Origin of the sequence: Streptococcus sp. 20925_1_77, from assembly GCF_041432125.1 — a bacterium.
Lineage (GTDB): Bacteria > Bacillota > Bacilli > Lactobacillales > Streptococcaceae > Streptococcus.
Genome location: NZ_JAPVZB010000001.1, coordinates 13,884 through 25,467 on the forward strand (window position 1 = coordinate 13,884; position 11,584 = coordinate 25,467).

Sequence of the window (11,584 nt, forward strand, 5' to 3'; positions counted from 1 at the left end):
CTGTTCTATATCAACGTATATTCATACAACTTTTCATCTACTTTCTGAAATCCCAAAGCCAAAAACATTCTTTGACTTTGGGTATTAAAAGGATAAATTTGAGCAGTTACCTTAACCATCTCTTTTTCTTTGGCCAGCTGTATCATTTTAGAAATACATCGTCTTCCGATCTGTAAATTTTGATACTCTTTGCTGATCACTATAGAAAGTTCTGAGTTATCTTGAAGTGTCACATCTCCAACTAACACACCCTCATATTGGATATAATAGCAAGATCCGTGTGAAGTTAGGTAATCATACATTTTATGAAGTTTTGTTAGATCGTAAATCTGATCAGTATTATCCACCTGTTTGCAAACCTCACTATCTTGATACCAAAGAAGGGAGATCTCATCATTCCTATAATAAGGAATAAGAGTGATCTGATCGTCTACTATTCTATTCATCATGAATTGTTCTTATTTCTATTTAGAGCTTTCTTCCGATACTTCAATATTCCCAATCAACCAATTGGACATCTTTTTGCCTTTGTCTTTATAAGGGTTGGGAGGAAACAAGGTAAATGGGGGAATGCTGGCATCTGGGAAGAATAGTTCTACGCTTATCGTTCGCTCGCGGTTATTGTTGACGTAGGCTGTAAAATAGATATGGTAATGTCCGCTCACATCACCACCATTATCATACTCTCCTCTAGCAGTATTTGGTAAGAGCGTCACAGATTTTATGTCTTGCCTTTCCTGAGCTAAGTGTGCGATGATTTCACTCTTAATAGCAGCCTCATGATTTCTGACAAAATTCCCATCATCACTATATCCAGGATGCTCACTAAGAGAATAGAAAATAATGACCATCAGAAAAGGTAGGGAAACTAAAAAAATAATCAGCTTATTCGATTTTAACATGGGGTCCTCATCCTACTTATAAAAAATCTTGACCAAATCCTGCTTTGCACTGAGGATACGAGCAACATACACTGTATGCTTCTCCATATAATAAAATGCGAGATAGTTCTCTATTGGTATATAACGATAGGGTTTCCCATCATTCGTCATCTCACCATAGCCCCGGCTTGATACCAGAGGACAGGCTTCTGGAAACAGTTCTAGGGTCTCAAGAGCACTTAATAGCAAATCAACTTTGCCATCTGCAGCTTGCTGGCTATAAAAATTCACAAGAATATAGTCGTGAATGCCACGCAAGTCCTGCTTAGCCTGATCTGCAAGAAAGACCTGATAGCGTTTCAACTTAGTCAAGACCAAATTCCTTTCTCACATCGGCTACAGAAGTGACTTTCCCTTGAGCAATTTCCTGGTGCCCAACTAAAATCTCCTTCTTCAAATCCTCAAAGGCCACTTGATACTGCGTGTTCTGCAAATCACTTGAAACAAATTCTCTTGGATCCACAGTCCCGTTAGCAATTTTTCGAAGTGCTGCATTTAGGACATCTGACACAGAAATTTTTTCATCAGCAAGTACCTCTTTTGTTTTCTGGTAAAACATCTCATCTGCTCGAAAATTCACTGCTTTCGTGTTTGCCATTTCTACCTCTCCTTTGTACATACAATTTGTATATACATTCTACCATACGAAAGAGAAGGGATTCAAGTGAAAAATGGATTCTTCTTTCACTAAATCTAATTAAGAGATACCGTTAGTTAATCTATATTCTTTCTCTCGTGTCAACTGATACCTCTTAGAATCAACAATTTAAGTAGATTCCACATCTTAATTTAACAACTCCAAGTAATTTTAGTCAATTATATTAGATATATTTTATTAATTTCTTTATAGTAAATTCCTATTTCTCTAGCCAAAAGAACGCTTGGTTTAACATCTCTTTTGTTTGTCCAATGATACACGGTCCATGAGAAATAATAATATTCTTAGGTTCCCATTTCTTTATTTTATGATAACTCTTCAATGCTTGTTTTTTACCAAATAAAAAGGTCATTCTTAAATCTCTTGGTGTTTTACCATTTGGATAGTGATTATCACCTATTTTTAACAGTAGCTTTTCAAAAATCGATAAATTTTCTGTTTCTATGTTTTCAATAAGATCCGTTAAAATTAGAGTTGAACTTTCAGTATGGAAAAAAACAACCTCTTTCACGTAAAAACTTCCCTCAAATGTTGTAAAACAAATTTCCTCGTTCCAATTGGCTTTCTCTAGTTCATGACCATAATATAAATTCATTCCCGATTTTCTGGCACGCTTTTGAACACCACTAGCTAGCCATACTTCTGCTTCCGGAAATAGTTCGTGCCACTCATTTATATAACTATAATGTAAGACATTGGGTGCAATAAGGTGTTTTACCTCACCTAATTGCTTGATTTCAAAAAGTAAATTATCACTAGGCTTAATCGGCGAATGCACCCAAAGACCACCATTCTGCAGACGGATAACTGTCATTCTAGTTGAAAAAGGCACTTTGAAGAGTTTGAAATTCATCAGTACTTCTTCCCCATCTACAATCCAGAGGTTATCTGCTATCTTTTTTAATGAATTGAGCGGACTATATTTTTTGACTTCCATGAAACTCTGCTTTCTAAATTAATAAAGTATAATCAATCGTTATTCTCCAAAAATGGTACCACCAAATCAATCCACTCTTGAGGCAGGTAAGCTGATAGATAGCCATGGTTATACCCCTTTGCTTCATACAGGATCGTGTTTTGATGTATTTGTTGAAATAATTTTGCCGATGCTTTCACACAGTTCAATTCTTTTTCACCGTAGATATACAGAACCTGCGCCTTACTAGCAGAAATCGTGTCCTTCAGCTTGTAACGCTCCATATAGGTTTTGTAAATAGTCACTAATGTTTTGATAGGCGTCCTTGGCAGATCCTCCAAATAATAAGCTTTTATTTCCTCTGGATAAGCCAGTTTAGGATAGAGTCTGTCCATCATGCTTAATTGGAGTTTGCAAGAGAATTTACTGAACATCAGTTTACCAAATAGGGATACTAGAAAGATGCTGATTTTAGCTAACCCTGGTTGAGGAATACAGAGGCTTCCGTCTATGATGGCCTTCTCAGCTATATTGCTATCTAAGGACAAAAGCTCCATAGCAATTTGACCACCAAGTGAAACGCCACCAATCGCAAACAATTTCCCACCACAGTTTGCTTTGATATAGTCTAGAATCTCCAAAGCAGAATCTTCAGTAGAAATATAATCAAGTTGATATTCTTCGCCGTGGCCATTCAAGGTGGGTAGAATGACACGGTATTCTTCTGACAAGATTCGTGCTTGACAAAGATAATTCCACCAAGAACTGCCACCGCCATGTAAAAGCAAGATAGAAGGCAAATTCTTATCACCAAATTCATGGAATTTCATATTTAAACTCCTTACTGTAAGACATTCCTAGCTACATCTTTGTTTAATCTGTTTGAACAAGCTGTGATACCACTTTAAACAGACAATCTCTAACATCGATTATCTAGATAGAATGTTACCTTTAATAATGGGTATCCTGATCTAAATTTTAAAATCCTTTTCTTTACTAATTCTATTACTAACCAATATAGTATAAATTAAATAAGCAATAAAATGATAATAAAAATAACATAGCAGCCAGTCTTACAACTTACTACTTTTCATATGATAATTTACAAATGTCTTTCCAGCCACTCGATCTTTTTAAAATCCTTATTGTTATTGTGATCATTTCGATAGGAGTCTTGAGAAGAAGCTTTGTAAATACTTAGATACTGCTCCATACTTGGAAGACGAAAAGTGATGTCTTCAATGTGAATAAGCTCTATATCCGATTCCGAAACTCCTGCAAAATCAGGTAAGGAATCGATACTTCCAAATTCAACACTCACTCGATCCTTTTGGAATTCATGCTCATGAATATCTATTAAGACGTAGCCTAAGTCTTTCATCACTTTCATTATCTTGTCCCAGTCATAAATTCTGAGATAATCAGGTGCTTCCCAACCTCTAGGGTCACCAGGCACATGAATGTCAATGTCAGACGGTCCCCAATTTTCTTTCGTTCTAAACTCCAATCCCAAAGACCCCATCAGTGTCGGTGTAATTCCGACTCGATTTAAATGGAAACAAATGGTTTTAAATTCTTCAAATAAGAGACTCATGTTTACTCTAAACCTTTCATCTAAATGTTCGTTATTTCTACTTTATTCCCTTGAACAAAATCATCTTCATTTTCTAGAGTATATCCTGTTATTTTGGATACAAATTCTTTTCCTTGCTAATTCTATTACTCGCCAATATAGTATAAATTAAATAAGCAATAAAAATGATAATAAAAATAAGATTAATTTTTAACACAAAATAGAGATTTAACAAATTTGCGAACGCATGAAATAATATACAGTAACCCACTGATTGGGTTTGACGGTAAAGAAGTCCTAAAGCAAAACTTAAAAATAATGTATATATAAAAAATAAAATAAAAGGAAATCCTTGATGACTTTCTCCAACTATAAACCATAAAGGCAGATGCCATATTTCCCAAATTGATCCTACAATCAAATTAGATTGCCAATATGTATATTTTTTATCAAGTAACGGCTGTAATATTCCTCTCCATCCTAATTCTTCATGTCCACCACCAAAAAAAATTAATTGAATAAAGAATAGTGGCATTAGATAAATGGATACTCCATTAAATTCTAAGGAAGATACAGAAAATAGTATCAAAATTGCTAACAAATGAATAATGAAATAAATACTACTATTTTCTTTCTTACTAAATAAAAAATGTTTAAATTTTATATTATTCCTTTTCAAATAAAAGCCACTTGCAATAGCTGGTCCAAGTGCACCTACTATATGTAATATTCTTCCTATGATTGTTTCTAATCCCAAAATATGAGATTGAGTAAAGATGGCAAGAATCCCCCAAGATATATAAGTAATTCCAAATGTACAATAAAGATATTTTTTTAAATTCTTTTTGTCAATTTCTGTCATTTTATTGCCCTTATTTTTATTATTTTATATGTAATATTTGTTACTGCTTCTTAGTTGCTCTCGATTATAACTACCTATATTCTATCACAAAAATGCAAAAAAAAGCCCTATAATCAAGGCTTTTCATTATTCATTTCGTCAATACTTTAGTTTCGTAGATTCAGATTCGCATGATTAAAACTAGTCAATTTTCTCAATAATGTTTCCAAGTTTATCTAATACAAGACAGGAATGATCATTTAGTGGAATTATGGGAACATTAACGAGTTCTTCAGCTCTATCCTTATTAGCTTTATCATTCCAGGAATCATAATGGACACTAATTAAAAACTGACTAAAGAGTCCTAATCCATTTTTTATCTTTATCTGATGATCTGAATTATCATTAGGTGAGATATAGACCTTTTCTCCTAATAATAGGGCTCCTGCAGAAAATCCCATAACTTTTGCCCCTTTATTCAGCATATGCTTGATATAATTTTTGAACTCTTGATTGACATAAGTAGCTAGATACTTTTCTGTATTTCCACCATCGATGATAATTAGATCAGCATCTAAATAGCTATCAAAATCAACCTGCTCAGAGTCCAAAAGTAAGTAATCAGTGTTTAGATTAGGAAGTTGACTTTGGAAAACTTCCGTGTACTTATTCATATACGGTTCCCAATTTTCTCGATAAACTGTAAAAATAACAAGTCTTCCAATCTTCCTTGATGACACAATTTTATGAACAATCGTATGGTTCTTTATCGGCGGATTTCCACCCATCAAAAAAATTTGTTCGTCCAATCTTTCACACTTCCTAAAGATACATAAATTTTGACCACGTACTGAAATTATAATTTCTTCTTAAAATGAATAATTCTATTTGCCTCCTGAAATCCAATATTGAGATGAAATCTTATAGAATCCGTATTCGTTAAAGTACAGTCACTTGCAAATTCCTTACATCCTTTATTTTTCGCCCATTCCTCACATTTTGTACAGAGATTTTTAGCAATATCCTTTAAACGATATTCCTCGTCGACAATAATCCCTTCTAAGAATCCAACAGGACTATATTTACAACCTTCAACATAATCAAATCTGAGTGAACATAGTGCTAGACCTACAATTGTGTCACCTTCAACTTCAGTAAAGATTGCAGTATTTTTGCCATTCGTATATCTTTTTACTTCATCAATAGCTTCTTTATCGGTTAATTGGGGCCATAATTGTTTCATTAGTTTAGCCGTTTTTATAGAATCTTTTGTTATTCCATCCATATTGATGTTCCTCCGCAAATTACAGGCAAATGTTTCAAATCATGCTGTTACTTTGTTACTCATTGATTGACACCAATACCATCCCCTTCTATTTATCGCTGTCTCAGATTGGAAGAGCAGTGATACTGCCTCAACTTGTGCTGAGAGCTTTCTTCTATACTAATAGACGAAAGGGTGTGAAAATGATTTTTAAATGATACTGTGGAACGGAACAGTAGCCCTAGTATTGACTACTGTCGTTTCTATTCATATTGGCTATTCTAGGACTGAGATGAAAAAATCTATAAATGCTCAGAATAAAATTGAACCCGCAAATCTCCCCAAAACAATGGTGAGTCATGTACTTGTATTATTCCGAAAAAATACACCTCTGGTGCAGTGAGACAAATTGGTGTATCTTATAGTGGCTTCGTAGATGAAAGCTATACTCTACTATCACTCTTTGATGATGTAGAACAAATTGAAAAAGATAATAGACTTCAGACAGCTATTGATGTTGTCAGAGAACAGTTTGGTTTTTTAGCCATACAAAAAGGAACCGTCCTAACTGAAGGTTCCAGAAATATTGAACGCAGTAAACTTATCGGTGGTCATTCCGCGGGTGGATTGGAGGGATTAAAATGAAACAAGAAAAAAATACAGTACAATTTTCAGAAATCCGTAGCAAAGGATGTAATGATATTGAAATGCTTGAAAGATTTTTACATGGAATCGTTGAAACAGCAACTTCAAAACTTCGTCAGAGAAAACTCAAAACAACTGAAATATCGATACGACTAGTACATGCTAAATCTGAAAACCGATTACCATTGGAATTTACATTTAGCATTAAGCCAACAAGCTCATCTGTGATAATCTATACTGAGGTAATCAATCGCTTTAAAGAATGTTACACAGGTGGGGGAATTCAAGGTTTTACGATTCAATTTGATAAAAATACCCTTGCCTCTGCATAGAAAGGATTTGATATGATTGACCGTTCATATTTACCATTTCAATCAGCAAGAGAGTACCAGGATACAAAGATGCAAAAATGGATGGGCTTTTTCCTATCTGAACATGCATCAGCACTCTCTGATGATACAAACAAAGTAACGTACATGTCTGACTTATCACTAGAGAAGAAATTATTACTCCTCAGTCAAGTATACGCCGGGCAGCTACGCACACGCATTCAAGTGATTGAAAAAAACAAGCGTGTTTCCTACACTGGAACAATACCAAGTCTGACCAAAGATTTCATTTTGATAAAAACTACAACAGGTCACATCAATTTGAAATTAAAAGACATTATTAGTATTGAACTTGTCGAGGAGGTGCTCTATGAATCAGCTTGAGTTTCAGCGTAATCACCTACAAATGGACTATTATAGCGAGAGCTACCAAGATTTTGAACGTGACTTCTACCGCTACTCTAACATGAATATTCCATTGACCTTCCTAACTGATGATATCCTAAAAACAATGGCGACTTCACGTAAGAATTACTTTGTCCTCAATAAGGAAAAGTCCAGAGATAACCGCGATCACTTCTTCATATTTGAAGTAAGTACCGTAGATGAGAATCCGCTAATCTATCATTATACATATAAGAAAACTACAATATATTTAGCAGAAAAATAGGAGCAGTTCAATTGACTGTTCCTATTTTTAATATTCATAAAATCTAAAGTCTTTATACTCTTTAACAATGGAGTCGCCAACCAGAACAGACTATACTGACCAGCGACTACCTTAAATTTAATGTTTCAGATTTATTTTCTTATCTCTAATTTCATAAACTACATCTGCTACATTTTCGAGTAATCGTTTATCGTGGGTGATAAACACGATAGTTCCGGTGTACTCCTTCATTAGTATTTCCAAAGCCTCTAAACTTGGTATGTCAAGGAAGTTACTGGGTTCATCCATTATTAGGATGTTATATCTACCCATGAGCATTTTAGCAAGCAACAATTTTATAATTTCTCCACCGCTTAAAACAGATAAACTTTTTCCAATATCGTTCTGTTTGAACCCCATAGATGCTAGCACTGAACGAATTTCTGATATATTGTAGTCACAATCCTTCTGCATAAACTCCATAACATTCTGATTACTGTTGTACTTGTAACCATTCTGTGCAAAGTAACCTATTTTTGCCTTAGGCGAAATAGAAATTCCTTCTTCATGGTTTAAGATCATTTGGATTAAAGTTGTTTTTCCGATTCCATTACCACCAGTTAACGCCACTTTTGCTCCTAACGGAATTTGAAAAGATGCATTTTCAAACAGAGCCTTATCCCCAAATACTTTATTAATTTCTGCACCGACTATAGGGTATGGATTATGGAGCTCCAATGCTTTACTTTGCCTGAAACGAATTCTGCGAATGCCTTCCGGAGCTTCTACTTTTCCTAAGGCCGCAATCCTGTGCTCTAGGGTTTTAGCAGCATTATACATCTTTTTTTCCTTACTTCCTATTGATTTTTGATGAGCTAAACGCCCTCCGTCTTCAGTACTTTTTTTCTTTGAAGAACCTTTTGCCTTCTGTTCTATTTTACGAGCCTGTTTTCGCTTTTCCTCCGCAGCCCTTTCCAATCGGGCACGTTCCGCAATAAATTGTTCGTATTCTGCAGCTTGGCTCTTACGTTCTTCCTCTTTCTGACGAAGATAATCAGAATAGTTTCCCCAATACTCAGTGATTTTGCCATCTTTCAGTTCCCATATTTTATCTACTATTTCATCAAGAAAATAGCGGTCATGGCTAATAACTAACAGTGCACCTGTAAAATATTTTAGCTGTCCTATTAGAAAATCAATTCCTTCACGGTCTAAATGGCTCGTAGGTTCATCCGCTAAAATACCATGAACCTGTGCCGATAAGGCCTGTGCTATTTTAAGCCTTGTTTCTTCACCACCGCTCATAGTCTGTATATTTAATTGCTCAACACCTAGCTTGCCTACAAGTGCAAAATCTTTTTCCTCCTGCAGAGTTACTTCGTCCAACTGGGGAATATAGGCAAGTTCACCCAGACGATTCATTTTACATCCTGGGGGAGTTAATTCTCCTAAAAGTACCCTGAGTAAAGTGCTTTTTCCAGCACCATTTGCTCCTACTAAACCAATACGGTCATAATCATATACTTCTAATTCATTTATATCTAAAACATCGCGTCCTTTGAATTCCACACGAATGTCTTTTGCTTTTAATATTAATTCCATAACATTTCCTCCTGTCTATAATCGCATGCTTTCATTTGCTTGTATGCAGGGAAAACCCTGCGATTTTAGCAGGAAGAGTTACATGAAAATAAGATACATAAATATTCCTCCAATATTGTTTATTTTAAATCTAATTTTCTAACCTCAGTTATCATTTGGCAAACTATAGCAATGCCAATAATTAAAATACCTGATAGTAAAAACCAATGATTTACACCGATTTTATCAGCAAAGAATCCAGAAAGAATTAACCCAATTGGCATAGCAAGTGACATGATACTTCCGATCAAAGAAAATACACGTCCTAAATATTCAGGCTTAATTTTCTCCTGAAAAAGAGCTGTTTGCACACCGCTATAAAATGGCACCGAAAGCCCCATTATTGCACAGCAAACTACGAATATTACAAATCCATTTGGAGGAAGTATTCCCGAAACGGCTAAACTGGTCCCCATTATAAAAAATGAACTTGTTATTAGTAATACATGCTTTTCGAAGCCCCCTAATCTTCCTAATAATAAGCCTCCTGCTAGCATCCCAAATGCAAAGGAAATTTCCGTAATAGAAATATGCACAGGCGTTCCATTAAAGTGTTCCATGCTTATTAAAGGAAATAGTGCATTGATTGGCATATAAACAAAAGTATATAGTGTTCCTAAGAGTAATAAGGCAAACAATCCTTTGTTTTGTCTCAGAACCACAACTCCTTCTTTCATCTCCCTTATGAAATTTGGTTCTAAACTTTGCACTTGATTACCCAGCTTAGGTATACGTACAATTGCTACCGTAATAGATGCAATCACAGCACCCAATACGTCGATGGCAATAATAGCATTTAAATCCCAAACGGAGTATAAGAGTGCTGCAACTGCCGGACTAACAATATAGCTTATAGACTGCAAAGACTGACTATAGCCTGCGCATTTCGTTAGCTGTTCTTCTGGTACTAAAAGTGGTGTAACCGCATTGAGTGCTGGGGTATGAAAAGCTGTTCCAATGCTACGGATAAACAATACTATCATAATCATCCAGACAGGTAGCTCCATACAGAATGCAACAATAGCAAGCACTGCACCAGCTGCTGCGATAATTAAATCGGCACCAATCATTATCTTCTTCCTATCATGACGATCCACTAGCACACCAATGGCAGGTCCCAAAATCGCATAGGGTAAAAAACCTACTAATGAAGCCATAGACAAGACCATCGCAGATCCTGTTTTTTCTGTAAGGTAAAAAATAATCGCCATTTGCAGGATGGCACTAGTGATTAATGATACTGCTTGCCCTGCCCATATTGCATAAAATTTTCGTTTCCAATTGTTGTATTTTTCCATTTATATTATCTCCTGCATATTATTTTGCTTGAATTTCTATTTTGAATAGCATTCTAGGCAATAAAAAATGCAGGCCAAACCCCACAATGTGGCTTTTGGTCTGCATACATACAATTTGGAAACATTCATATTAAAGACATAGTTAAATAAAGGTATAGTTAAATAACCAATATCCTCACCGTAACTAATGAATGCTCAATATCGTATAAATAAGCACAACAAAAAAGCCTATCATCGGGTATAGATTCTGCTTTTTTTATTGCCAGCTTATCTTAAACGCATTGAGGCTGTCATAGTTTCGGTTCCTCCTACATCTTTGTTTATATCAATTTATAGTATAACACAACAAGATGATATGTTCAATATAAAAGTTATGGAATGAGACTCATACTTCCAATTCGATGCCAGATTTAAAGGATATGACGAAGTTTTCTTCATAGACTGTAACGCTCTGGATTATCTTCCTTAGTAGCAAGCGATTAGCTTTCACAAAATCTTCTGTTTGTAGTTTTAAAAATTCATCAGGATTTTCTAACTCAACCTCAAAATATTTCATTTTACATTCCCTCATTTCATTTATTGATAAATTGAGTTTGCAAAAAAGAGTGGACAATTTTTGTCTACTCTTAACCTTTAAAATAGTTTTTTTTAATCGATTTGAAGTTGCCTAAATTATTACTTATTCGGTAAAATGAAGTATTGCTTTCAACAGATTTCCTTCAACTACACTTCACTTGATTCAAACAAGGTGGGTACATTTCTATTCCCACAAACTCCTTGTCAATGGAAACAAACACGTACCCACAGGGTAAATGGAAATAGAAACTG

At 35.0% G+C, this 11,584-nt stretch carries 17 protein-coding genes; 4 read left to right on the top strand and 13 right to left on the bottom strand.

What is annotated here, in order from left to right; translation table 11 throughout:
* Nucleotides 1–5: 5 nt before the first annotated feature.
* The 10 genes from O3626_RS00080 to aac(6') all read right to left on the bottom strand — a co-directional run bounded on the left by O3626_RS00080 (nucleotide 6) and on the right by aac(6') (nucleotide 6,215).
* Nucleotides 6–449: a GNAT family N-acetyltransferase gene (locus O3626_RS00080; protein WP_371494482.1), complete on the bottom strand. Its 444-nt coding sequence runs from the start codon at nucleotides 447–449 to the stop codon at nucleotides 6–8.
* Nucleotides 450–464: 15 nt separating this feature from the next.
* The gene (locus O3626_RS00085) at nucleotides 465–902 is read right to left on the bottom strand and encodes a hypothetical protein (protein ID WP_023026904.1); all 438 of its coding nucleotides are present in this window, start codon (nucleotides 900–902) and stop codon (nucleotides 465–467) included.
* A gap of 12 nt (nucleotides 903–914) precedes the next feature.
* Nucleotides 915–1,253 (bottom strand): type II toxin-antitoxin system RelE/ParE family toxin, encoded by a 339-nt coding sequence (locus O3626_RS00090; protein WP_371494485.1) that lies wholly within the window; start codon nucleotides 1,251–1,253, stop codon nucleotides 915–917.
* Entirely contained in the window at nucleotides 1,246–1,539 is a 294-nt protein-coding gene (locus tag O3626_RS00095; protein ID WP_049474732.1) for a hypothetical protein, read from the bottom strand. The genes O3626_RS00090 and O3626_RS00095 overlap by 8 nt, the downstream gene beginning before the upstream one ends.
* Before the next feature lie 259 nt (nucleotides 1,540–1,798).
* Nucleotides 1,799–2,536, bottom strand: coding sequence for a DUF4336 domain-containing protein (locus tag O3626_RS00100; protein ID WP_003003604.1), 738 nt, complete (start codon nucleotides 2,534–2,536; stop codon nucleotides 1,799–1,801).
* A gap of 32 nt (nucleotides 2,537–2,568) precedes the next feature.
* Nucleotides 2,569–3,345 carry an alpha/beta hydrolase gene (locus tag O3626_RS00105; RefSeq protein WP_371494487.1) on the bottom strand — a complete coding sequence of 259 codons (777 nt, stop codon included), beginning with the start codon at nucleotides 3,343–3,345 and terminating at the stop codon, nucleotides 2,569–2,571.
* Nucleotides 3,346–3,617: 272 nt separating this feature from the next.
* Entirely contained in the window at nucleotides 3,618–4,109 is a 492-nt protein-coding gene (locus tag O3626_RS00110) for a phosphoribosylanthranilate isomerase (protein WP_195327069.1), read from the bottom strand.
* Nucleotides 4,110–4,197: 88 nt separating this feature from the next.
* Nucleotides 4,198–4,950 carry a lysostaphin resistance A-like protein gene (locus tag O3626_RS00115; protein WP_371494490.1) on the bottom strand — a complete coding sequence of 251 codons (753 nt, stop codon included), beginning with the start codon at nucleotides 4,948–4,950 and terminating at the stop codon, nucleotides 4,198–4,200.
* A gap of 180 nt (nucleotides 4,951–5,130) precedes the next feature.
* Nucleotides 5,131–5,739 carry a Type 1 glutamine amidotransferase-like domain-containing protein gene (locus tag O3626_RS00120; protein WP_070465751.1) on the bottom strand — a complete coding sequence of 203 codons (609 nt, stop codon included), beginning with the start codon at nucleotides 5,737–5,739 and terminating at the stop codon, nucleotides 5,131–5,133.
* A 47-nt stretch (nucleotides 5,740–5,786) separates the two neighbouring features.
* On the bottom strand, nucleotides 5,787–6,215 hold the full coding sequence (gene aac(6') / locus O3626_RS00125) for an aminoglycoside 6'-N-acetyltransferase (protein WP_002912789.1): 429 nt from the start codon (nucleotides 6,213–6,215) through the stop codon (nucleotides 5,787–5,789).
* Between the two features lie 378 nt (nucleotides 6,216–6,593).
* Between aac(6') and O3626_RS00130 the strand changes: the two genes are divergently transcribed.
* The 4 genes from O3626_RS00130 to O3626_RS00145 are packed head-to-tail and all read left to right on the top strand — an operon-like array spanning nucleotide 6,594 to nucleotide 7,838.
* Nucleotides 6,594–6,839, top strand: a complete 246-nt coding sequence (locus tag O3626_RS00130) for a hypothetical protein (RefSeq protein WP_001813542.1) — start codon at nucleotides 6,594–6,596, stop codon at nucleotides 6,837–6,839.
* Nucleotides 6,836–7,171: a hypothetical protein gene (locus O3626_RS00135; RefSeq protein ID WP_000806926.1), complete on the top strand. Its 336-nt coding sequence runs from the start codon at nucleotides 6,836–6,838 to the stop codon at nucleotides 7,169–7,171. Before O3626_RS00130 ends, O3626_RS00135 begins: the two co-directional genes overlap by 4 nt.
* Before the next feature lie 12 nt (nucleotides 7,172–7,183).
* The gene (locus tag O3626_RS00140; RefSeq protein WP_000567222.1) at nucleotides 7,184–7,552 is read left to right on the top strand and encodes a hypothetical protein; all 369 of its coding nucleotides are present in this window, start codon (nucleotides 7,184–7,186) and stop codon (nucleotides 7,550–7,552) included.
* Nucleotides 7,539–7,838: a DUF5960 family protein gene (locus O3626_RS00145; protein WP_001072467.1), complete on the top strand. Its 300-nt coding sequence runs from the start codon at nucleotides 7,539–7,541 to the stop codon at nucleotides 7,836–7,838. Before O3626_RS00140 ends, O3626_RS00145 begins: the two co-directional genes overlap by 14 nt.
* Nucleotides 7,839–7,955: 117 nt before the next feature.
* On the opposite strand, the gene msr(D) is transcribed toward O3626_RS00145, so the two are convergent.
* The 3 genes from msr(D) to O3626_RS00160 all read right to left on the bottom strand — a co-directional run bounded on the left by msr(D) (nucleotide 7,956) and on the right by O3626_RS00160 (nucleotide 11,312).
* Nucleotides 7,956–9,419, bottom strand: a complete 1,464-nt coding sequence (msr(D), locus tag O3626_RS00150) for an ABC-F type ribosomal protection protein Msr(D) (protein ID WP_000420313.1) — start codon at nucleotides 9,417–9,419, stop codon at nucleotides 7,956–7,958.
* Nucleotides 9,420–9,538: 119 nt separating this feature from the next.
* Nucleotides 9,539–10,756, bottom strand: a complete 1,218-nt coding sequence (gene mef(A), locus O3626_RS00155; protein WP_000417519.1) for a macrolide efflux MFS transporter Mef(A) — start codon at nucleotides 10,754–10,756, stop codon at nucleotides 9,539–9,541.
* A gap of 385 nt (nucleotides 10,757–11,141) precedes the next feature.
* The gene (locus O3626_RS00160; RefSeq protein WP_000873143.1) at nucleotides 11,142–11,312 is read right to left on the bottom strand and encodes a hypothetical protein; all 171 of its coding nucleotides are present in this window, start codon (nucleotides 11,310–11,312) and stop codon (nucleotides 11,142–11,144) included.
* Nucleotides 11,313–11,584 lie beyond the last annotated feature (272 nt).